Origin of the sequence: Empedobacter sp. R132-2, from assembly GCF_030324375.1 — a bacterium.
Taxonomy (GTDB): domain Bacteria; phylum Bacteroidota; class Bacteroidia; order Flavobacteriales; family Weeksellaceae; genus Empedobacter; species Empedobacter falsenii_B.
Window position 1 is genome coordinate 18,900 of the sequence record NZ_JACAGG010000008.1, and the last position, 19,535, is coordinate 38,434.

At 34.6% G+C, this 19,535-nt stretch carries 28 protein-coding genes and 1 riboswitch; of the genes, 20 read left to right on the top strand and 8 right to left on the bottom strand.

Annotated features, from left to right (window positions below; genetic code table 11):
- Nucleotides 1–7: 7 nt before the first annotated feature.
- Nucleotides 8–1,723, top strand: a complete 1,716-nt coding sequence (locus tag HXZ69_RS05950; RefSeq protein WP_286495354.1) for a phospho-sugar mutase — start codon at nt 8–10, stop codon at nt 1,721–1,723.
- Between the two features lie 82 nt (nt 1,724–1,805).
- Here HXZ69_RS05950 and HXZ69_RS05955 read toward each other — a convergent pair whose 3' ends face one another.
- The 3 genes from HXZ69_RS05955 to HXZ69_RS05965 form a co-directional block, all read right to left on the bottom strand.
- Nucleotides 1,806–2,903 carry an inorganic phosphate transporter gene (locus HXZ69_RS05955; protein WP_038335433.1) on the bottom strand — a complete coding sequence of 366 codons (1,098 nt, stop codon included), beginning with the start codon at nt 2,901–2,903 and terminating at the stop codon, nt 1,806–1,808.
- A gap of 102 nt (nt 2,904–3,005) precedes the next feature.
- The gene (locus HXZ69_RS05960) at nt 3,006–4,112 is read right to left on the bottom strand and encodes an inorganic phosphate transporter (protein ID WP_286495356.1); all 1,107 of its coding nucleotides are present in this window, start codon (nt 4,110–4,112) and stop codon (nt 3,006–3,008) included.
- 22 nt (nt 4,113–4,134) lie between these two features.
- The gene (locus HXZ69_RS05965; protein ID WP_038335434.1) at nt 4,135–4,779 is read right to left on the bottom strand and encodes a DUF47 domain-containing protein; all 645 of its coding nucleotides are present in this window, start codon (nt 4,777–4,779) and stop codon (nt 4,135–4,137) included.
- Between the two features lie 414 nt (nt 4,780–5,193).
- Here HXZ69_RS05965 and rpsL point away from each other — a divergent pair, with 414 nt between their 5' ends.
- From rpsL to rpsN, 18 genes are all read left to right on the top strand, one after another.
- Nucleotides 5,194–5,577 carry a 30S ribosomal protein S12 gene (rpsL, locus tag HXZ69_RS05970; protein ID WP_019974211.1) on the top strand — a complete coding sequence of 128 codons (384 nt, stop codon included), beginning with the start codon at nt 5,194–5,196 and terminating at the stop codon, nt 5,575–5,577.
- 12 nt (nt 5,578–5,589) lie between these two features.
- Nucleotides 5,590–6,066: a 30S ribosomal protein S7 gene (rpsG, locus tag HXZ69_RS05975; RefSeq protein WP_019974210.1), complete on the top strand. Its 477-nt coding sequence runs from the start codon at nt 5,590–5,592 to the stop codon at nt 6,064–6,066.
- 6 nt (nt 6,067–6,072) lie between these two features.
- Nucleotides 6,073–8,196, top strand: a complete 2,124-nt coding sequence (gene fusA / locus HXZ69_RS05980) for an elongation factor G (RefSeq protein WP_219034156.1) — start codon at nt 6,073–6,075, stop codon at nt 8,194–8,196.
- 10 nt (nt 8,197–8,206) lie between these two features.
- A complete protein-coding gene (gene rpsJ, locus HXZ69_RS05985; RefSeq protein WP_019974208.1) occupies nt 8,207–8,512 on the top strand; it encodes a 30S ribosomal protein S10 in 306 nt (101 codons plus the stop codon).
- Between the two features lie 248 nt (nt 8,513–8,760).
- Nucleotides 8,761–9,390 carry a 50S ribosomal protein L3 gene (gene rplC / locus HXZ69_RS05990; RefSeq protein ID WP_038335606.1) on the top strand — a complete coding sequence of 210 codons (630 nt, stop codon included), beginning with the start codon at nt 8,761–8,763 and terminating at the stop codon, nt 9,388–9,390.
- On the top strand, nt 9,381–10,010 hold the full coding sequence (gene rplD, locus HXZ69_RS05995) for a 50S ribosomal protein L4 (RefSeq protein ID WP_038335460.1): 630 nt from the start codon (nt 9,381–9,383) through the stop codon (nt 10,008–10,010). Before rplC ends, rplD begins: the two co-directional genes overlap by 10 nt.
- A gap of 10 nt (nt 10,011–10,020) precedes the next feature.
- Entirely contained in the window at nt 10,021–10,305 is a 285-nt protein-coding gene (gene rplW, locus HXZ69_RS06000; protein ID WP_038335466.1) for a 50S ribosomal protein L23, read from the top strand.
- A gap of 15 nt (nt 10,306–10,320) precedes the next feature.
- The gene (rplB, locus tag HXZ69_RS06005) at nt 10,321–11,145 is read left to right on the top strand and encodes a 50S ribosomal protein L2 (RefSeq protein WP_038335472.1); all 825 of its coding nucleotides are present in this window, start codon (nt 10,321–10,323) and stop codon (nt 11,143–11,145) included.
- A gap of 3 nt (nt 11,146–11,148) precedes the next feature.
- Nucleotides 11,149–11,427 carry a 30S ribosomal protein S19 gene (rpsS, locus tag HXZ69_RS06010; protein WP_019974202.1) on the top strand — a complete coding sequence of 93 codons (279 nt, stop codon included), beginning with the start codon at nt 11,149–11,151 and terminating at the stop codon, nt 11,425–11,427.
- A gap of 9 nt (nt 11,428–11,436) precedes the next feature.
- The gene (gene rplV, locus HXZ69_RS06015) at nt 11,437–11,853 is read left to right on the top strand and encodes a 50S ribosomal protein L22 (protein WP_019974201.1); all 417 of its coding nucleotides are present in this window, start codon (nt 11,437–11,439) and stop codon (nt 11,851–11,853) included.
- 4 nt (nt 11,854–11,857) lie between these two features.
- Entirely contained in the window at nt 11,858–12,580 is a 723-nt protein-coding gene (rpsC, locus tag HXZ69_RS06020) for a 30S ribosomal protein S3 (protein WP_019974200.1), read from the top strand.
- A gap of 36 nt (nt 12,581–12,616) precedes the next feature.
- Nucleotides 12,617–13,036 carry a 50S ribosomal protein L16 gene (gene rplP, locus HXZ69_RS06025; RefSeq protein WP_038335490.1) on the top strand — a complete coding sequence of 140 codons (420 nt, stop codon included), beginning with the start codon at nt 12,617–12,619 and terminating at the stop codon, nt 13,034–13,036.
- Between the two features lie 22 nt (nt 13,037–13,058).
- Complete coding sequence (gene rpmC / locus HXZ69_RS06030) at nt 13,059–13,247, top strand: 50S ribosomal protein L29 (RefSeq protein ID WP_038335494.1); 189 nt, start codon at nt 13,059–13,061, stop codon at nt 13,245–13,247.
- A 16-nt stretch (nt 13,248–13,263) separates the two neighbouring features.
- Nucleotides 13,264–13,518 carry a 30S ribosomal protein S17 gene (gene rpsQ / locus HXZ69_RS06035; protein ID WP_019974197.1) on the top strand — a complete coding sequence of 85 codons (255 nt, stop codon included), beginning with the start codon at nt 13,264–13,266 and terminating at the stop codon, nt 13,516–13,518.
- 8 nt (nt 13,519–13,526) lie between these two features.
- Entirely contained in the window at nt 13,527–13,895 is a 369-nt protein-coding gene (gene rplN / locus HXZ69_RS06040) for a 50S ribosomal protein L14 (RefSeq protein WP_019974196.1), read from the top strand.
- 9 nt (nt 13,896–13,904) lie between these two features.
- A complete protein-coding gene (gene rplX / locus HXZ69_RS06045; protein ID WP_038335509.1) occupies nt 13,905–14,219 on the top strand; it encodes a 50S ribosomal protein L24 in 315 nt (104 codons plus the stop codon).
- Nucleotide 14,220: 1 nt separating this feature from the next.
- Nucleotides 14,221–14,784 (top strand): 50S ribosomal protein L5, encoded by a 564-nt coding sequence (gene rplE / locus HXZ69_RS06050; protein ID WP_038335516.1) that lies wholly within the window; start codon nt 14,221–14,223, stop codon nt 14,782–14,784.
- A 6-nt stretch (nt 14,785–14,790) separates the two neighbouring features.
- A complete protein-coding gene (gene rpsN / locus HXZ69_RS06055; RefSeq protein ID WP_019974193.1) occupies nt 14,791–15,060 on the top strand; it encodes a 30S ribosomal protein S14 in 270 nt (89 codons plus the stop codon).
- 71 nt (nt 15,061–15,131) lie between these two features.
- Here the strand turns inward: rpsN and HXZ69_RS06060 are convergent, their stop codons facing one another.
- The 5 genes from HXZ69_RS06060 to thiM are packed head-to-tail and all read right to left on the bottom strand — an operon-like array spanning nt 15,132 to nt 18,661.
- Nucleotides 15,132–15,767, bottom strand: coding sequence for an HAD family hydrolase (locus HXZ69_RS06060; RefSeq protein WP_125349695.1), 636 nt, complete (start codon nt 15,765–15,767; stop codon nt 15,132–15,134).
- Nucleotides 15,752–16,414: a thiaminase II gene (tenA, locus tag HXZ69_RS06065; RefSeq protein ID WP_038335522.1), complete on the bottom strand. Its 663-nt coding sequence runs from the start codon at nt 16,412–16,414 to the stop codon at nt 15,752–15,754. Before tenA ends, HXZ69_RS06060 begins: the two co-directional genes overlap by 16 nt.
- Nucleotides 16,398–17,234, bottom strand: coding sequence for a bifunctional hydroxymethylpyrimidine kinase/phosphomethylpyrimidine kinase (gene thiD / locus HXZ69_RS06070; RefSeq protein WP_038335524.1), 837 nt, complete (start codon nt 17,232–17,234; stop codon nt 16,398–16,400). Before thiD ends, tenA begins: the two co-directional genes overlap by 17 nt.
- Nucleotides 17,209–17,868 (bottom strand): thiamine phosphate synthase, encoded by a 660-nt coding sequence (gene thiE / locus HXZ69_RS06075; protein ID WP_038335526.1) that lies wholly within the window; start codon nt 17,866–17,868, stop codon nt 17,209–17,211. The genes thiD and thiE overlap by 26 nt, the downstream gene beginning before the upstream one ends.
- Complete coding sequence (thiM, locus tag HXZ69_RS06080) at nt 17,858–18,661, bottom strand: hydroxyethylthiazole kinase (protein ID WP_221853935.1); 804 nt, start codon at nt 18,659–18,661, stop codon at nt 17,858–17,860. Before thiM ends, thiE begins: the two co-directional genes overlap by 11 nt.
- A gap of 82 nt (nt 18,662–18,743) precedes the next feature.
- A riboswitch (TPP riboswitch) is annotated at nt 18,744–18,836 on the bottom strand.
- A gap of 287 nt (nt 18,837–19,123) precedes the next feature.
- Between thiM and rpsH the strand changes: the two genes are divergently transcribed.
- Nucleotides 19,124–19,525 (top strand): 30S ribosomal protein S8, encoded by a 402-nt coding sequence (rpsH, locus tag HXZ69_RS06085; protein WP_019974187.1) that lies wholly within the window; start codon nt 19,124–19,126, stop codon nt 19,523–19,525.
- Nucleotides 19,526–19,535: the final 10 nt, after the last annotated feature.

Here is a 19,535-nt window from a genome sequence, read left to right on the forward strand (position 1 = left end):
GATAAGAATGACTTCAAGTTTAGATAATGCTAAATTATGGCTTTCTGACGCTTATGATGCGGAAACAAGAAAAGCTGTTCAAGATTTAATTGATAATAATCCAACCGAATTAGACGATTCTTTTTATAAAAACCTTGAGTTTGGAACAGGAGGAATGCGTGGTATAATGGGTGTTGGAACAAATCGTTTAAACAAATATACACTTGGTGCAGCAACGCAAGGTTTAGCAAATTATATTAATCAACAATTTCCGAATAAAGAGAAAAAAGTTGCGATTGCATACGATGTTCGTCACAATTCGGATACGTTTGCAAAAATGGTTACCGATGTTTTGACTGCGAATGGAATCAACGTTTATTTGTTTGAATCTTTTCGCCCAACGCCAGAATTGTCTTTTACAGTTCGTCATTTAGGTTGTGATGCTGGAATTGTGTTGACAGCTTCCCACAATCCTCCGATTTACAATGGTTACAAAGTTTATTGGAATGATGGAGCGCAAATTGTTCCGCCACAAGATGGAGAAATTATTAATGAAGTAAATAATGTAAAAGTAGAAGAAATCAAATTTCAAGGTAACGATGCATTGTTAACGTATATAGGTAAAGAAATTGATGAAGCTTTTATTGATGCATGTGTAGCGAACGGAAGTTTTACACAAGATGGTAAGGAAGATATAAAAATTGTTTTTACTTCTATTCACGGAACTGCCGTTGCAATTACGCCAAAAGCTTTTGATAAAGCTGGTTTTACTCAAGTTCATCAAGTTGCTGAACAAGCAATTCCAAGTGGAGATTTCCCAACAGTAAAATCGCCAAATCCAGAAGAACCAGAGGCTTTGACTATGGCAGTTACTTTAGCGAATGAAATTGGTGCTGATGTTGTGATTGGAACAGATCCTGATGCGGATCGTGTAGGTGTTGCAACGCGTAACAATGAAGGTGAAATTGTTTTATTAAATGGTAACCAAATGAATACTGTTTTGGCTTATTATTTATTAGAAAAATGGCAAAAATCGGGGAAATTAGTTGGAAATGAATTTATCGGATCGACAATCGTAACGTCTGATATTTTCTATGATATTGCTGCGAAATTCAATGTTGATTGTAAAGTTGGATTAACAGGTTTCAAATGGATTGCTGATATGATTCGTAAATTCGAAGGCAAAGAAAGTTTTGTTGGAGGTGGAGAAGAATCATTTGGGTTTATGGTTGGAGATTTTATCCGTGACAAAGATTCAGTTACAACAGCTTTATTGGTTTCTGAAATTGCAGCTGTACAAAAAGCGAAAGGAAGTTCTCTGTACAATAAATTAATGGAAATTTATCTTGAAATCGGAAAAGCGTATCAAGAAGATTTAATTAGTATTGTAAAACCTGGAAAAGAAGGTGCAGAGTTAATTGCTAAAATGATGGTTGAATTTAGATCAAATCCTCCAAAAGAATTAGCAGGATCTAAAGTTGTTCGTGTAAAAGATTTTCAATCTTCTATCGACAAAGATTTAATTTCTGGTGAAGAAAAAGCGATTGAGATACCAAAGTCAAATGTATTGATTTTCTATACAGAGGATGGAAGTAAAGTAGCTTGTCGTCCTTCTGGAACAGAACCAAAGATTAAATATTATTTCTCTGTAAATGCTTCACTTTCTAACAAAGAAGATTATCCAGCTGTTCAACAAACGTTGTTAGCGAAAATCGATTTATTGAAAGAAGATTTTAGCAAATAATCATTCAAGAATAAATATTAAAATAAATAGAAAATGGCCGTCAATTTTGACAGCCATTTTTTATATGATTAAATTTTTAATGTTAGAAAAACATCGAAAATAGATAATAAAATCCTGTTGCAATAAGTGCAGAAACTGGAATTGTCAAAATCCAAGCCCATAATAAACTAATTGTAACTCCCCAACGAACGGCAGAAACTCTTTTTACCATTCCAACACCAATAATAGATCCTGTGATCACGTGAGTTGTAGAAACTGGCATTTTGATATGTTCAGTAAAAAATAATGTAATAGCTGAAGCTGTTTGAGCAGTGAAACCTTCGATAGGAGTAATTTTTGTAATTTTATTTCCCATCGTTTTTAGGATTTTCATTCCGCCACCTAAAGTTCCTAAAGCAATTGCAGAGAAACACATAATCGGAACCCAATCGTGAATATCAGTACTACTTGTTGTGATGAACCAATGCTTCCAATTGAAAACATCATTCAAAATCCAATCATTCATATCCGTATTAACAATTGCAGTTTGATTAGCAAGTAAAGCAAACGTGATCACTCCCATTACTTTTTGAGAATCATTCAAACCATGACCAATACTCAACATCGCAGAAGAAACTAATTGCAATTTCTTGAACCAAGCATCTGCTTTATGTGGTTTTGCATTTCGACAAAGATTCAGCGTGATGATGTAAATAACATTACCAGCGACTAAACCAATAATTGGTGCAACCAAAATAAAAGCGATAATCGTTAAGATAATCGTACTGTTAATAGCAGAAAAATCATAACCTGTTGCAGCTAATGCACCTCCAGCTAAACCACCAATCAAGGTGTGAGATGAAGAGGAAGGGATTCCTAATTTCCAAGTTAAAATATTCCAAGTGATTGCTGCAGAAAGCGCCGCCATAACAACGATAGATGGATTGGATCCAAATGCGACGACAACATCTTCTTTAATAATTTTTGCGATTGTGTCTGCAACTCCAAATTCTCCAATGATAAATTTGGCAATGAAGAAAGCAACAAAATTGAAGAATGCAGCCCATATAACGGCTTGAATAGGAGTTAAAACCTTTGTAGTAACAACCGTTGCAATAGAGTTTGCGGCATCGTGAAAACCATTTAAGAAATCAAATAAAATGGCTAAGCCGATAATGATAAATAATACAGTTAATTGCATGGCGCAAATTTAAAACTTTATTAAACTTATCATTTATCAATTTCGAAAATTATTTCAAAAATAAAAAAGGAGCTTAATTTAAGCTCCTTTAGAAATGATATTTTAAATAAATAACGTTACAACATAATAGATTAATGCAGCTAATAATGCTGAGACAGGAATAGTAAGTATCCACGCCCAAAGTAAACTAATTGTTACTCCCCAACGAACTGCAGAAACACGTTTCGTTAAACCTACACCAATAATAGAACCAGTAATTGTATGTGTTGTAGAAACTGGAATTCCGAAATGCTCAGAAATATAAAGCGTCATTGCTCCTGAAGTTTCAGCAACTACACCTTCTAATGGCGTTACTTTTGTAATTTTAGACCCCATCGTTTTGATGATTTTCCATCCACCACCCATTGTTCCTAATGCGATAACAACAAACGATGTAATAGGAACCCACATCCAATGTGCTACGAAATATTGGAATTTATCTTCTGCTTGTACATAAGCTGGGTCAAAATCGACATTCATGTGATAGAAGATAACCGCAGCTCCAATAATACCCATTACCTTTTGCGCATCATTCATACCATGTCCTAAAGAGAAAAGGGCAGAAGAAACCAATTGCAATTTTTTGAACCACCATTCTGCTTTTGCAGGTTTGGCTCTTTTACAAATATGAAGCGTGATTATGGTTAATATAGAGGCGATAATCATACCAATTAATGGTGCTAATACGATAAAGCAAACAATTGGAATTACTTTTTTGTAAACAATTACATCTTCTTCACCAGCAGAAAAACCTCCGGCGTGTGCCAATGCAGCCCCAATAAAACCACCAATCAATGTATGAGAAGAAGAAGAAGGAATACCAAACTTCCATGTTAATAAGTTCCAAGAAATGGCAGCGATAATTCCAGCTAAAATTACTTCTAGCGTAATAAAATGTTCGTTAACCGATTTTGCAATCGTGTTACCAATCTTAAATTCTCCAATCCAATAGACTGAAATAAAGTAAGCGGCAAAGTTGAATGCGGCAGCCCAAAGTACAGCTTGAAAAGGCGTTAAAACCTTAGTTGCAACAATGGTAGCGATAGAATTCGCAGCATCGTGAAAACCATTTATATAATCAAAAACAAAAGCTAAGACGATAATAGTAATCAATAACATTCCTGGCGTAGACGATAACATGCTCGAAAACGCTGAAAAAAATTCTGTCATAATCTTTTAGATTAAGTTTTGGTTATGAATGTTTTACCGCTACAGCTTCCAATACGTTAGCAACACTTTTACACTTGTCTGTTGCAGATTCTAATGAAGATAAAACCTCCTTATACTTGATGATATTTTTAACATCAGTTTCGTTTTCGAAAATTTCCTGAACTGCTTTATCAAAAATACGATCCGATTTATTTTCTAATTTATTGATTCGTTCACATATTTCGTAAATACGATTTACGTTTCTCAAATCTTTCAATTGCTCAATTCCCTCTCCGATTAATTGACAAGCCTCTAAGTTAACAGCTGTAATTTTGCGGATAGATTTTGTAATTTTATCTACTTGATAAATATTGATACGATTCGCTGCTCCATTTAAATTATCTGCAACATAATCGATAGATTTTACTAATTGATAAATATCTTCTCTGTCAAAAGGTGTGATAAAGTTTTTGCTTAACTCTAAATTTGTTTTTTGAGTAAGATATTCAATTTTGCTTTCTATCTTAGAAATTTGCGCGATGTAATCTTCGCGTTCTTCAACTGGAGCGTTTACACATTCATGTAACAATTCAGCTAATTTGATTAAACTTTTTGAAGCTTCCTCGAACAAAGGATAGAATACTTTATCCTTCGGAGTAAATAATTTAAAAAATGAGTTTACCGACATTCAATAATGTTTTGAAGTGCAAAATTAATTTTTCTAATGTAAAATTAACATTAAATAAATATTATGCGAACGTTTTTATTAAAATATATCGATAATTATATGATATTCAGATTAATTAAAAATACGAAAAGTTATTAGCTTAGAGAAAAATAATATAGGATAAAGTTTTAATAAATTTTGTTGTCAATAGATGTAGATAAGATACTATCACTTATCAAAAATTAGGTTTATTGATAATTTACTTGTTTTGTTATTCTTGAATTAAAATTCTGTAAAATATAGTTTATAATTCTTTAAAAAATTATAAATCAATGTAAAATAAATCCATTATTATTTGTTTTTGTATAAATTATTTGTAGTTTTGCATGCCCAAAAAATGGGTTTAATCCAAATTTAAAAGGAAATTTAATTAGTATGCCAACAATTCAACAATTAGTTAGAAAAGGTAGAAAAAAACTAACCAAGAAGAGTAAATCGGCTGCATTGGAATCATGTCCACAACGCCGCGGTGTTTGTACACGTGTTTACACTACAACTCCTAAGAAACCTAACTCAGCAATGCGTAAAGTTGCTCGTGTTAGATTAACAAACGGGAAAGAAGTTAACGCGTACATCGGTGGTGAAGGTCATAATCTTCAAGAGCACTCGATAGTATTGGTTAGAGGAGGTAGAGTTAAAGATTTACCAGGTGTGCGTTACCACATTGTACGTGGAGCGTTAGATACTGCGGGAGTAAACGGACGTACTCAACGTAGAAGTAAGTATGGAGCGAAACGTCCTAAAGATGCTAAAAAATAAATTTAAGGTAAGATGAGAAAGACAAGAGCTAAAAAAAGACCTTTACTTCCAGATCCTAAATTTAATGATCAGTTAGTAACTCGTTTCGTAAACAACTTAATGTACGACGGAAAAAAATCTGTAGCATTCAAAATTTTCTATGATGCGTTAGAAATCGTAGATTCTCGTAAAGAAGATGCAGAAAAAACTTCATTAGACATTTGGAAAGAAGCATTATCTAATGTAATGCCTCACGTAGAAGTACGTTCTCGCCGTGTTGGTGGAGCTACATTCCAAATTCCAATGGAAATTCGTCCAGACCGTAAAATTTCAACAGCAATGAAATGGTTAATCAAATATTCTCGTAACAGAAACGAGAAATCGATGGCTCAAAAATTAGCTGGAGAAATTATTGCAGCTGCTAAAGAGGAAGGATCTGCCGTTAAAAAACGTCAAGATACTCACAAAATGGCAGAAGCTAACAAAGCATTCTCTCACTTTAGATTCTAATACAAGATGGCAAGAGATTTAAAATACACAAGAAACATTGGTATTGCTGCTCACATCGATGCAGGAAAAACTACAACGACAGAGCGTATCTTATTCTATTCAGGTAAGAATCACAAAATTGGAGAAACTCACGAAGGATCAGCTACAACTGACTGGATGGAGCAAGAAGCTGAAAGAGGTATTACAATTACTTCTGCAGCTGTAACAGTAGATTGGACATTCCCAACAGAACAAGGTAAACCATTACCAGACGCTAAAGGGTACCACTTTAATATTATCGACACTCCTGGTCACGTTGACTTTACAGTAGAGGTAAACCGTTCTTTACGTGTTTTAGATGGTTTAGTTTTCTTATTCTCAGCAGTAGATGGAGTTGAACCTCAATCTGAAACAAACTGGCGTTTAGCAGATAACTATAAAGTTCCTCGTTTAGGTTTCGTTAACAAAATGGACCGTCAAGGAGCTGACTTCTTAAATGTATGTCGTCAAGTACGTGAAATGTTAGGGTCAAATGCTGTTCCTATTGTATTACCAATCGGTGACGAAGCAGACTTTAAAGGAGTTGTAGATTTAATTAAAAACCGTGCAATTGTATGGCATGATGAGAATCATGGTTCTACATTTGATGTTGTTGAAATCCCAGCTGATATGGTTGACGATGTAAGACAATTCCGTGGTCAATTAATTGAAGAAGTAGCTGCGTATGACGAGAACTTATTAGAGAAGTACATGGAGGACGAAAACTCTATTACTGAAGAAGAAGTTCACGCTGCATTACGTGCTGCAACATTAGATATGTCTATCATCCCAATGACTTGTGGATCTTCGTTCAAAAACAAAGGTGTACAATTCATGTTAGATGCTGTATGTCGTTACTTACCATCACCAAGTGATAAAGAAGCGATCCCAGGAACTGACCCAAAAACTGACGAGCCTATCTCAAGAAAACCTTCAGTTGATGAGCCATTCGCAGCATTAGCATTCAAAATTGCTACTGACCCATTCGTAGGTCGTTTAGCATTCTTCCGTGCTTATTCAGGTGGATTAGACGCTGGATCTTACGTATTAAATACTCGTTCTGGTAACAAAGAACGTATTTCTCGTATCTTCCAAATGCACGCTAACAAACAAGAGCCTATCGAGAGAATCGAAGCAGGTGATATTGGAGCTGCAGTAGGTTTCAAAGATATCAAAACAGGAGATACTTTATGTGATGAAAAAGCCCCTATCGTATTAGAGTCTATGGACTTCCCAGATCCAGTAATTGGTATCGCAGTTGAGCCTAAAACGAAAGCTGACGTTGATAAATTAGGTATGGCTTTAGCTAAATTAGCTGAAGAAGATCCAACATTCCAAGTAAAAACTGATGAGGCTTCTGGTCAAACAGTTATTTCTGGTATGGGTGAGTTACACTTAGATATCATCGTTGACCGTTTAAAACGTGAATTTAAAGTAGAGGTTAACCAAGGTGAGCCTCAAGTAGAGTACAAAGAATCATTCTCTCGTCCAGCTAATCACCGTGAGGTTTACAAAAAACAATCAGGTGGTCGTGGTAAATTTGCTGATATCGTTTTCGAAATGGGACCAGCAGATGAAGGAAAAGTAGGTTTAGAATTCGTTTCAGAAATTAAAGGTGGTAACGTTCCTAAAGAATTTATCCCTTCTATTGAGAAAGGTTTTAAAGCTGCAATGAAGAATGGACCTTTAGCAGGATTCGAAATGGATTCGTTAAAAGTTACTTTAAAAGATGGATCTTTCCACCCTGTGGATTCTGACCAATTATCTTTCGAGTTAGCTGCTCAAATGGGTTACAAAGCTGCTGCAAAAGCCGCTGGTGCTCAAATCTTAGAGCCTATCATGAAGTTAGAGGTTTTAACTCCAGAAGAAAACATGGGTGATATTGTAGGTGACTTAAACCGTCGTCGTGGTCAAGTATCAGGAATGGATGATAGAAATAACGCTAAAGTTATTAAAGCTATGGTTCCATTAGCAGAAATGTTCGGATATGTAACTTCATTACGTACATTATCTTCTGGTCGTGCTACATCTACAATGGAATTCGATCACTACGCTCCAGCACCAACAAACGTGTCTGAAGCTGTAATCGCTAAAGCAAAAGGTAACGCTTAATTCAAGAAAAATGAGTCAAAAAATTAGAATAAAATTAAAATCTTACGATTATTCTTTAGTTGATAAATCAGCTGAAAAAATCGTAAAAACTGTAAAAGCTACAGGAGCTGTTGTTAATGGACCAATTCCATTACCAACTCACAAAAGAATCTTTACAGTTTTAAGATCTCCACACGTTAACAAAAAATCTCGCGAGCAATTTCAATTATCAGCTCACAAAAGATTATTAGACATTTATTCTTCTTCATCTAAAACAGTTGATGCTTTAATGAAGTTAGAATTACCTAGTGGTGTTGAAGTAGAAATTAAAGTATAGTTAGCTGTATTTTAAATAAATATAAACCCTGAGACGTGCACATCTCAGGGTTTTTTTATGAATTGCTATTAAGAATGCTTTGATTGATATTTTTCGCTGTTTGTAAACTTTTGAAAAATAATCAATTGAAAGTTTGTTGTTTACAAATTAATTCATACATTTGCATGCTAATTTTAGAGAAGATCTCTAGTGGTCGAAAGTCCACATTCTCTGAAATATTAAACAAATTATTAACATATTTTAATCAAATGTCAGGTATCATTGGTAAAAAAATCGCGATGACTAGCTTATTTGATGAGAACGGGAAAAATATTCCTGTGACAATCGTAGAGGCTGGGCCATGTGTGGTTACTCAAGTCAGAACCGTAGAGAAAGATGGGTACGTTGCTGCTCAACTTGGTTTCGATGACGCAAAAGAAAAAAACACGACTAATGCTTTAAAAGGTCACTTTAAAAAAGCAGGAACGACTCCAAAGAGAAAGTTAGTTGAGTTTTACGGTGAAGAATTCGTGAACTCTTTAACTCTAGGAGGAGAAGTTAACGTTGAATTATTCAACGAAGGAGAATTTGTAAGTATTACAGGTACTTCAAAAGGAAAAGGTTTCCAAGGTGTTGTTAAACGTCATGGTTTCGGTGGGGTAGGTCAAGCTACACACGGTCAACATAACCGTTTAAGAGCTCCAGGTTCTATCGGTGCTGGTTCAGATCCATCTCGTGTATTCAAAGGAATGCGTATGGCTGGAAGAATGGGTGGTAAACAAGTTACTGTTCAGAACTTAAAAGTACTTAAAGTGGATACTGAGAAAAATCTTTTAATTGTTAAAGGTGCTATCCCAGGTCCTAAAAATTCATACGTAATCGTTAGAAGATGGAAGTAGTAGTATTAAACATCAAAGGTCAAGAAACTGGAAGAACAGTATCTTTAGACGAGGCAGTTTTCGGAATTGAGCCTTCTACACACACAGTGTACTTAGAAGTTAAACAATATTTAGCAGCTCAACGCCAAGGAACGCACAAAGCAAAAGAAAGAGCTGAGATTGCGGGATCAACTCGTAAAATCAAAAAGCAAAAAGGAACAGGTACAGCTCGTGCTGGTTCTATCAAATCTCCAGTGTTTAGAGGAGGAGGTAGAGTTTTCGGACCACGTCCAAGAAACTACTCTTTCAAATTAAACAAAGCACAAAAGAGATTAGCTAAAAAATCAGTTTTATCACAAAAGTTAGCTGAGAATGAAATCAAAGTTGTTGAAAACTTTTCTTTCGAAGCTCCAAGAACTAAAGAGTTCAAAACTGTTTTAACTGATTTAGGATTAGAGAACACAAAATCATTATTCGTATTAGGTGAATCTAATAGCAATGTATATTTATCTTCTCGTAACTTACAAAAAGTTAAAGTTGTTACAACTGAGGAATTAAATGTATTTGATTTAATCAATGCTTCTCAAATCGTATTTTTAGAAGGTTCTTTAGCAACAGTTCAAGAAAATTTAACAAAATAAGACGAAGAAAATGGGAATCATAATTAAACCAGTAATTTCAGAAAAAGCAACTAATAACAGTGAGTTGTTAGGGCAATATTCGTTTTATGTAGACACAAAAGCTAACAAAATTCAAATTAAAGAAGCTGTAGAAAAAACTTACGGTGTATCTGTAGTTTCTGTTAGTACTTTAGTATCTGCTCCAAAAGTAAAAACTCGTTACACAAAAACAGGTTTTCAAACTGGAAAAACAAATAAGTTGAAAAAAGCGATCGTTAGCTTAGCTGAAGGTCAAGAAATAGAGTTGTTCGGATAATTTAAGAATTAAAAAATGTCAGTAAGAAAATTAAAACCTATCACCCCGGGACAACGTTTTAGAGTGGTTAATGAATTTGCGGCAGTAGATAAAAATGCTAAGCCAGAAAAGACATTAGTTGAAGGAAAATCTAAATCGGGTGGACGTAACAACACTGGTAAAATGACAATGCGTTATATCGGTGGTGGACACAAACAAAAATATCGTATCATCGACTTCAAACGTGATAAAGAAGGTGCTGCAACTGTAGAATCTGTACAATACGATCCAAACAGAACTGCATTCATCGCTTTATTATCTTACGAAGATGGTGAAAAACGTTACATTATTGCTCAAAATGGTTTGAAAGCTGGACAAGTAATTGTTTCAGGTGAAAACGTAGAACCAGAAGTAGGTAATGCTATGAAGCTTAAAAATATGCCATTAGGTACAGTAATCTCTTGTATTGAATTACGTCCAGGGCAAGGAGCAGTTATGGCAAGAAGTGCAGGTACTTATGCTCAATTAGTTGCGCGTGATGGTAAATATGCTATCGTTAAGTTACCAAGTGGTGAATCAAGAATGATTTTAGTGGAGTGTAAAGCAACAGTAGGTGTTGTTTCTAACACAGACCATCAGTTAGAAGTTTCTGGTAAAGCTGGTCGTTCTAGATGGCAAGGTCGTCGTCCAAGAACTCGTCCAATGGTTATGAACCCTGTAGATCACCCAATGGGTGGTGGTGAAGGTCGTGCGACAGGAGGTATCCCTCGTTCTCGTAACGGTATTCCAGCGAAAGGTTACAAAACTCGTGACAAGAAGAAAGCGTCTAACAAATATATTGTTGAAAGAAGAAAAAAATAATTTATGGCACGTTCATTAAAAAAAGGACCATTCATCCACTATAAATTAGAAAAGAAAGTTCTTGCTAACGTAGAAAGCGGTAGCAAAAACGTGATCAAAACATGGTCAAGAGCATCAATGATTTCTCCTGATTTTGTTGGTCAAACAATCGCAGTACACAACGGAAAGCAATTTATTCCTGTTTATGTTACTGAGAATATGGTAGGTCATAAATTAGGTGAGTTCGCTCCTACACGTACTTTTAGAGGTCATGCCGGAGCTAAAAACAAAGGAAAAAAATAGTAAAGGGCCATGGGATCTAGAAAAAGATTAAGTAACGAAAGAATCAAAGAAGCTAACAAGCAGGTAGCTTTTGCGAAATTAAATAATGTTCCTACTTCTCCTCGTAAGATGAGATTAGTAGTAGATATTATCCGTGGAGTTGAAATTCAAAAAGCTTTAGGTATTTTAAAATATACTAAAAACCACGCTTCAATCCGTTTAGAGAAATTGTTATTAAGCGCTATCGCTAACTGGCAAATCAAAAATGAAGGAGCTGATGTTGAAGAAGCTGGATTATATGTTAAAGAAATCTCTGTTGATAGTGCACGTCAATTAAAAAGAATTCGTACTGCACCTCAAGGTAGAGCACATAGAATCAGAAAACGTTCAAACCATGTAACTTTGGTTTTAGGAACTAAAGAAGATAAACAAAAAGTACAAGATTAAGAATATGGGACAAAAAACTAATCCAATCGGAAATCGTTTAGGAATCATCAGAGGATGGGATTCTAACTGGTACGGTGGAAATGATTACGGTGATAAAATTGCAGAAGATGCAAAAATTCGTACTTATTTAAGAGCACGTTTGTCTAAAGCCGGAGTTTCTCGTATTTACATCGATCGTACTTTAAAATTAGTTACAGTAACTGTAACTACTGCTCGTCCAGGTATCATTATTGGTAAAGGTGGACAAGAAGTTGACAAATTAAAAGAAGAGTTAAAGAAAATCACTGGTAAAGAGGTTCAAATTAACATCTTCGAAATTAAGAGACCAGAATTAGATGCAATCTTAGTAGGGGATAGTATCGCTCGTCAAATTGAGAATCGTATTTCTTACCGTCGTGCTATTAAAATGGCAATTCAATCAGCAATGAGAATGAACGCAGAAGGAATCAAAGTTCAAATCTCTGGTCGTTTAAACGGTGCAGAGATGGCACGTTCTGAAACTTATAAAGATGGACGTATTCCTTTGTCTACATTCCGTGCAGACATTGATTACCACATTTCAGAAGCTCATACAACTTATGGTCGTTTAGGGATCAAAGTATGGATCATGAAAGGTGAGGTATATGGTAAGAGAGAATTATCTCCTTTAGTTGGATTACAGAAAAAACAAAAAAAGTCTGACAACAACAGAAAGGGAGGTGAAAGATCTAATAATAGAAAGCGATAATTTAGTTTAACAACTAACATAAAGAATTAAGTAGATATGTTATCACCGAGAAGAGTAAAGTTTAGAAAAACCCAAAAAGGTAAGATGAAAGGTGTTTCTCACAGAGGAACTCAATTAGCTTACGGGACTTTCGGGATCAAATCTTTAGACGAAGCGTTTATTACAGCACGTCAAATCGAGGCAGCTCGTATTGCTGCAACTCGTTTCATGAAGAGAGAGGGTCAATTATGGATTAAAATATTTCCAGATAAACCAATTACTAAGAAACCAGCAGAGGTACGTATGGGTAAAGGTAAAGGTGCACCAGAATATTGGGTAGCTCCTGTACAACCAGGTCGTATCTTATTCGAAGTAGGAGGTGTGCCAGTAGAGGTTGCAACTGAAGCATTGCGTTTAGCAGCTCAGAAGTTACCTGTTAAGACTAAGTTTATCGTTGCACGTGATTTCCAAAATTAATAATTTCAAAAATTAAGAAAAAATGAAAGCAGCAGATATTAGAAATCTAAGTGTTGAGGAGTTACAAGCTAAAATAGCTGAAGAACAAGCGAACTACGATCAATTAAAATTGACAAACGCTGTTTCTCCTGTAGCAAATCCAATCGGTATTAGAGACTTACGCAGAACAATTGCTCGTTTGAATACCGTGTTAAACGAAAAACAATCATAACAGTAATCTGTAACTGATGGAAAGAAAATTAAGAAAAGAAAGAGTAGGTTTAGTTACATCAAACAAAATGGAAAAAACCATTGTTGTAGCTGAAACTAAGAAGCAAAAGCACCCATTCTATGGGAAATTCGTTTTAAAAACGAAGAAATATACAGCGCACGACGAAAATAACGAGTGTAACGAAGGTGACACAGTGCGTATCATGGAGACTCGTCCTTTGTCTAAAAACAAAAGATGGAGATTAGTAGAAATCATTGAAAGAGCTAAATAAGATAAGTTATGTTACAACAAGAATCTAGATTAAAAGTTGCAGATAACACAGGAGCTCGTGAAGCATTAGTAATCCGCGTTTTAGGTGGTACTAAAAGAAGATACGCATCAGTAGGTGACAAAATCGTAGTTGCGATCAAAGAAGCTACACCTTCAGGAAACGTTAAAAAAGGTGCTGTATCAAAAGCTGTTGTAGTTAGAACTAAAAAAGAAGTTCGTAGAAAAGACGGTTCATATATCCGTTTCGACGATAATGCATGTGTATTATTGAACACTCAAGGAGAAATGCGTGGTACTCGTGTATTCGGTCCAGTTGCTCGTGAGTTACGTGATAAAGAATATATGAAAATTGTATCATTAGCCCCAGAGGTATTATAATAGAACAACATGGCAAAGTTAAAAATTAAAAAAGGAGACAAAGTAGTCGTTTTATCAGGATCTAACAAAGGTCAAACTGGTACTGTGTTACGCGTATTCCCTGACAAAGCTAAAGCTATCGTTGAAGGGGTTAATATTGCAAAAAAACGTGTAAAGCCAAGCGCACAAAATCCACAAGGTGGAGTTGTTGAAAAAGAAGCTCAAATCTATTTATGTAAATTGGCTTTAGTAGATCCAGAAACTGGGAAAGCAACGAAAGTAGCGATCAAAGAAGAAGGAGGGAAAAAAGTAAGAATTGCTAAAAAATCAGGAAAAGCTATCTAAGATGAGTACAACAACATACACACCTCGTCCGCAGGTTAAATATAAAGAAGAGATTGTAGCTGCTCTTAAAGAAGAGTTCGGATACAAATCTATTATGCAAGTTCCTAAATTAGAGAAAATTGTTTTATCTCAAGGTTTAGGTGCGGCTACAGCTGACAAAAAAATCGTTGATTACGCTATCGAAGAGTTAGAATTAATCACTGGTCAAAAAGCAGTAGGAACAATTTCTAAGAAAGATGAAGCAGCTTTCAAATTACGTAAAGGAATGCCAATTGGTGCTAAAGTAACTTTACGTGGTGAGAAAATGTACGAATTCTTAGATCGTTTAGTATCTGCAGCTTTACCACGTGTACGTGACTTTAGCGGTATTTCTTCTACAGGTTTCGACGGTAGAGGTAACTATAACTTAGGTATCAAAGAGCAAATTATCTTCCCAGAAATTAATATTGATAAAATCAAGAAAATTCAAGGTTTAGATATTACCTTTGTAACTTCAGCGAACACAGATAAAGAAGCAAAAGCTTTATTATCTAAATTCGGATTACCATTTACTAAAGAAAAATAAGAAGTCATGGCTAAAGAATCAATGAAAGCGCGTGAGCGCAAAAGAGAAGCATTAGTTGCTAAATATGCTGCGAAACGTCAAGCTTTATTAGAAGCTGGTGACTACGAAGCATTACAAAAATTACCTAAAAACGCTTCTCCTGTACGTTTACACAACCGTTGTAAATTAACAGGTCGTCCAAGAGGATACATGAGAACTTTCGGGATCTCTCGTGTAACTTTCCGCGAAATGGCGAACGAAGGGTTAATCCCAGGTGTTAAAAAAGCGTCTTGGTAATTTACCAATAGCTTTAGAAATATTAAATCCTTACTCTTTATTGAGTAAGGATTTTTTTGTTTTTGTAAGGTTTATATTTCTTTGATCAATTCCCTAAAATCAGCTATGTAATTTGGCTGAAGACAAAAATCTGAATTGTTGTAAATTTTATAATTTAAACCAGCATCTTTTGCTGAATTAATTCCGGTGAGTGAATCTTCGATAACTAAAACTTCTTCCTTTTGCTTTTCGCATAATGATAAAGCTTTTAAATAAGGTTCTGCATTTGGTTTGCCTTTTGAAACATCATCTGCTGAAATAGTGTGATCAAAATAGGAATGAAGTTTTAATTGTTGAAAAGCATACTTAATTTGTCTTCTAGAGGAATTGGAAACAAGAACAATTTGAATTTGATTGGCTTTTAAATGTTCCAACATCTCAGCAACGTGGTCATTTAATTGTACAAACTGATGAAAGTTTTCGACATAAAATTTTTCTGTCCAATCGATTATTTCCTCGTACAAATGATTTGTAAAGCGTTGCTGATTTTCTAACATCAATTGGATTGCTTCATTTGTTGTGAAATTCATTCCGTCATTTTCTACCAAACATATCGTATCCAACCGATATATTTTAATGACTTCATCAAACATCAGCTCCCATAATTGTTGACTATTTACGATTACCCCATCAAAATCAAAAAAGATGGCATTTATTTTCTTTCCCATGTGATATTTTCATAAGATGCATTCCAAAACTGAAATTCTAATTCGCTTGCTTTGACAAAAGCTTCTAGCATTTGTTCTTTTATTTTTTCAGTTGCTCCTTCTGCAATCTTATCAACATAACTTTTCGCTTTTTTTACACCTTCACCAAATTCATCTCCACTATAGGTCTCAATCCATTTTTGATATGGATTATTTTCTTTTGTTTGATTTTTGATGATTTCATCACCAACTTCTTTATAAATCCAAAAGCAAGGCAAAACAGCAGCTAATGCAATTTCAATAGGTTCGAATGCAGCTGTACTTTTTAAGAAATGTGAATAATGGTGACAAACAGGTTGTGTTTCGATGATGATGTTTTGCGATAATCCAAAATCCTCAAAATAGGATTCGTGTAAAGCACGTTCAACAATTAATGCATTTTTTCCGAATTCGAAAAAGTCAATGGCTTGTTGATTGTCTTCAGATTTTGATCCAATGGCAGCTAATACTCGCCCAAAATGTTCCAAATATTTTGCATCTTGTAACATGTAAAACTGAAATTTCTCTATTGGTAATGACCCATTTTGCAATTCAATTATAAAAGGCATATTTAGAATATCATTGTAAATAGGCGCGATGGTTTCCCAAGCTTTAGTTGTGAATGTCATAGGTTTTTAATTTTTGTGGATTAAATAAATGATTAAGAGGTCCATTTCCTTTTCCAATTGTTAGGTCTTTACTTCCTAATATTGCTTGTTCAACATATTCTTGTGCTAGTTGTACACTTTGTGTGAGTGAAACCCCCAAAGCTAAATTACACGCAATTGCAGAAGATAGTGTGCAGCCTGAACCATGCGTATTTTTTGTCTCTATTTTTTGAGAGGTATAACTTTGTACAGGTTGTTCTTTTTGAAATAAATAACTGATAATTTTTTCTTGCTGAAGATGTCCGCCTTTTAATAAAAGATTCTGACAACCTAAATTTAAAATCGTTTCTCCATAAGAAAGCATCAATTCAGCAGAATCAATTTTATGATTTACCAAAATACTTGCTTCATCAAGATTTGGCGTGATAAGCGTGGCCAAAGGAAAAAGCTTTTCTATGCAAGCTTCAAGTGTTTCTTCTTTGATTAACCGATGTCCACTTGTCGCAACCATGACAGGGTCATAAACAATCGGTCTATTGTAATTTTTTAATTCCTCTGAAATGATATGAACCAATTCAACACTATGAACCATTCCAATTTTTATTGCATCAGGATAAATATCCTCTAATATGGATTGAATTTGTTCACGAATTGCTTGTGCAGGAATTTCGTAAATATTTTGTACGCCTTGTGTATTTTGAACAGGCAAGGCTGTCAATACATTTGTTGCATAACAGCCATGAGCGGAAATTGTTTTGGTATCAGCTTGTATGCCAGCGCCACCGCTTCCGTCAAATCCGGCAATTGTTAAGACACTATATGCTTTTTGGATGGTATTCATTTTCGTTAATAATTTGTTTTAAAATTTGGGCAGATTTTTTTGGATTTTTGCTTCCGCAAATTGCAGAAACAATTGCAACACTATCTGCACCGGCTTGTATGATTTTAGCAATATTACTTTCATTAATTCCGCCAATTGCAATCAATGGTTTTGATGTTTTAGTTTTCAAAAATTTTAATCCTTCAAAACCCCATTCAGTAATCGTATTGGTTTTTGTTGGAGTCGAAAATATTGGACTTACCCCTAAATGATGTACATATTTCATTTCATCATCATTCAACTGTTTGATAATTTCTAAAGACCAACCAATATTTTTTAGAGCTTGTGCATTTTTGTGAATTTCAGAAGGTAATATATCTGACTGCCCGACATGTATTCCCCAAGGATTAACAGCGGTTGCGACTTCTAATGAATCGTTAATAATCAAAGGGATATTGTAGTGGTCCGTAATTTTTTTTAATATTGTAGCTTTTGAAATATACTCGCTGACAGTGCAATTTTTTTCCCGAAGCTGAATGATATCAACCCCACCTATAATTGCTTGCTCTGCAACATCTAACCAATGAAGATGCGTACAATCTTTTTCAGAAATGACTAAATACAAAGGATAAGGAAAAGTTGGATTAATCTTCATAAACTGAGATTTTCAAATTTGTTTGAATTTCTTCTGCAGATATATGGTATAACGTGTCATACAAATTCATTTGTAAGGTTCCTGGGCCATTACTTTTTTTCTGTGCCAATTCACCTGCTAAACTAAATATGGCCATGCCGCTAACCGTTTCGAGGAAAGGATTTTTATTAAGGCCAATAAAAGCACCGATGCTAGCTGTTGCTGAACAACCTAAACCAGTAACTTTAGTCATCAATTCATGACCATTTTTAATTTCAATTATCGGATTGTTGGATACAATAAAATCTGAAGCACCTGAAATGCAAACAACAGATCCAATTTTCTGGTTTAAATTGTGTGCTGCTTTTATCGCTTGATTACTTTGATGTGTACTGTCGACTCCTTTTCCCTGAACAGCTTCGAAGGTATCTAAAGCTAAAATTTCTGAAGCATTTCCTCTTATGACAGTAGGATGATAGCGAAGCAGTTCTTTTATAAGTTCATTTCTGAAAGTTGAAATTCCAGCTCCAACAGGGTCTAATACCCAAGGTTTATTCAGTTGATCTGCTTTTTTTGCTGCAATTAGCATGCTTTCTGCCCAATAATCATCAAGAGTTCCGATATTGATGACTAATGCATTTGAGATTTTGACGATATTTTCCACTTCTTTGTGTGCATGTATCATAACAGGCGATGCTCCAATTGCCAAAAGAGCATTTGCAGTATTGTTCATCACCACAAAATTGGTGATGTTGTGAACAAGCGGATTTTTTGTCCGGACAGCATGTAAATTTTGAATAATTAGATTTTCCATTAATTGATAATTTTTTAGATGAAACAATTAATGGCTAAAGAGGATTTTCTTTGAAAATAAAGCGTTGCAAATATTAAATAATTGCATAGATATTGCTTTTCCCTACGTCGGTGTTAACCGTATCAGGTTCAAAGGGACTCTCTCAATTCTTTTCAGAATACCCCTAAAGCCAAATCAAATTTATATAAATTGTTTTGACTTTCAGCTATTTTTTAAGAATAAAAATAGAAGATTACATCAAGAATTAATTGTTGAGATCGATTAAAAAGATAAATAAATATAAAGATTGAGTTTCATGTTTTGTCTTAATCCCTAGTTATAAAACGATTAAAAATAAATTATTTAGATTAATAGTTTGTAATTAAAAAATATGCAATATATTTGCAACCCAAATGCATAGTGCATTTTGGTAAAAGTTTAATTTTAAAAGTAGTGCTTACGCGCTATACTATAGAATTATTTATGTATACAGATCCAATTTCAGATTTTCTAACTCGCGTTAGAAATGCAATGATGGCAGGACACAAAGTAGTGGAAATTCCTGCATCTAAAATTAAAAAAGAGATCACTAAGATCTTATTTGAACAAGGTTACATCTTGAACTACAAATTCGAAGGACAAGATCAACCTCAAGGAACAATTAAAATCGCTTTAAAGTACGACAAAGTTACTAAAGAGCCAGCTATCCGTAAAATCAAAAGAGCTTCAACTCCAGGTTTACGTCAATACGCAGGATCTAAAGAATTACCTCGTGTATTAAACGGTTTAGGTGTTGCTATCATCTCAACTTCTAAAGGTGTGATGACAGATAAACAAGCTCGTCAAGAGAATGTAGGTGGTGAAGTTTTATGTTTTGTTTATTAATCTTTTAAAA

Bases quoted from the DNA above. Each gene is read 5' to 3' on its own strand.
- rpmC (WP_038335494.1), top strand. From the start codon at position 13,059: ATGAAAGCAGCAGATATTAGAAATCTAAGTGTTGAGGAGTTACAAGCT.
- rplB (WP_038335472.1), top strand. From the start codon at position 10,321: ATGTCAGTAAGAAAATTAAAACCTATCACCCCGGGACAACGTTTTAGA.
- thiD (WP_038335524.1), bottom strand. From the start codon at position 17,234: ATGAATACCATCCAAAAAGCATATAGTGTCTTAACAATTGCCGGATTT.
- rpsC (WP_019974200.1), top strand. From the start codon at position 11,858: ATGGGACAAAAAACTAATCCAATCGGAAATCGTTTAGGAATCATCAGA.
- tenA (WP_038335522.1), bottom strand. From the start codon at position 16,414: ATGACATTCACAACTAAAGCTTGGGAAACCATCGCGCCTATTTACAAT.
- thiM (WP_221853935.1), bottom strand. From the start codon at position 18,661: ATGGAAAATCTAATTATTCAAAATTTACATGCTGTCCGGACAAAAAAT.
- rpsL (WP_019974211.1), top strand. From the start codon at position 5,194: ATGCCAACAATTCAACAATTAGTTAGAAAAGGTAGAAAAAAACTAACC.
- rpsQ (WP_019974197.1), top strand. From the start codon at position 13,264: ATGGAAAGAAAATTAAGAAAAGAAAGAGTAGGTTTAGTTACATCAAAC.
- HXZ69_RS05955 (WP_038335433.1), bottom strand. From the start codon at position 2,903: ATGCAATTAACTGTATTATTTATCATTATCGGCTTAGCCATTTTATTT.
- rplD (WP_038335460.1), top strand. From the start codon at position 9,381: ATGGAAGTAGTAGTATTAAACATCAAAGGTCAAGAAACTGGAAGAACA.
- rpsJ (WP_019974208.1), top strand. From the start codon at position 8,207: ATGAGTCAAAAAATTAGAATAAAATTAAAATCTTACGATTATTCTTTA.
- rplW (WP_038335466.1), top strand. From the start codon at position 10,021: ATGGGAATCATAATTAAACCAGTAATTTCAGAAAAAGCAACTAATAAC.
- HXZ69_RS05960 (WP_286495356.1), bottom strand. From the start codon at position 4,112: ATGACAGAATTTTTTTCAGCGTTTTCGAGCATGTTATCGTCTACGCCA.
- HXZ69_RS06060 (WP_125349695.1), bottom strand. From the start codon at position 15,767: ATGGGAAAGAAAATAAATGCCATCTTTTTTGATTTTGATGGGGTAATC.
- rplX (WP_038335509.1), top strand. From the start codon at position 13,905: ATGGCAAAGTTAAAAATTAAAAAAGGAGACAAAGTAGTCGTTTTATCA.
- rplE (WP_038335516.1), top strand. From the start codon at position 14,221: ATGAGTACAACAACATACACACCTCGTCCGCAGGTTAAATATAAAGAA.
- HXZ69_RS05965 (WP_038335434.1), bottom strand. From the start codon at position 4,779: ATGTCGGTAAACTCATTTTTTAAATTATTTACTCCGAAGGATAAAGTA.
- rplV (WP_019974201.1), top strand. From the start codon at position 11,437: ATGGGATCTAGAAAAAGATTAAGTAACGAAAGAATCAAAGAAGCTAAC.
- HXZ69_RS05950 (WP_286495354.1), top strand. From the start codon at position 8: ATGACTTCAAGTTTAGATAATGCTAAATTATGGCTTTCTGACGCTTAT.
- rpsS (WP_019974202.1), top strand. From the start codon at position 11,149: ATGGCACGTTCATTAAAAAAAGGACCATTCATCCACTATAAATTAGAA.
- fusA (WP_219034156.1), top strand. From the start codon at position 6,073: ATGGCAAGAGATTTAAAATACACAAGAAACATTGGTATTGCTGCTCAC.
- rpsN (WP_019974193.1), top strand. From the start codon at position 14,791: ATGGCTAAAGAATCAATGAAAGCGCGTGAGCGCAAAAGAGAAGCATTA.
- rplC (WP_038335606.1), top strand. From the start codon at position 8,761: ATGTCAGGTATCATTGGTAAAAAAATCGCGATGACTAGCTTATTTGAT.
- rplP (WP_038335490.1), top strand. From the start codon at position 12,617: ATGTTATCACCGAGAAGAGTAAAGTTTAGAAAAACCCAAAAAGGTAAG.
- rplN (WP_019974196.1), top strand. From the start codon at position 13,527: ATGTTACAACAAGAATCTAGATTAAAAGTTGCAGATAACACAGGAGCT.
- rpsG (WP_019974210.1), top strand. From the start codon at position 5,590: ATGAGAAAGACAAGAGCTAAAAAAAGACCTTTACTTCCAGATCCTAAA.
- rpsH (WP_019974187.1), top strand. From the start codon at position 19,124: ATGTATACAGATCCAATTTCAGATTTTCTAACTCGCGTTAGAAATGCA.
- thiE (WP_038335526.1), bottom strand. From the start codon at position 17,868: ATGAAGATTAATCCAACTTTTCCTTATCCTTTGTATTTAGTCATTTCT.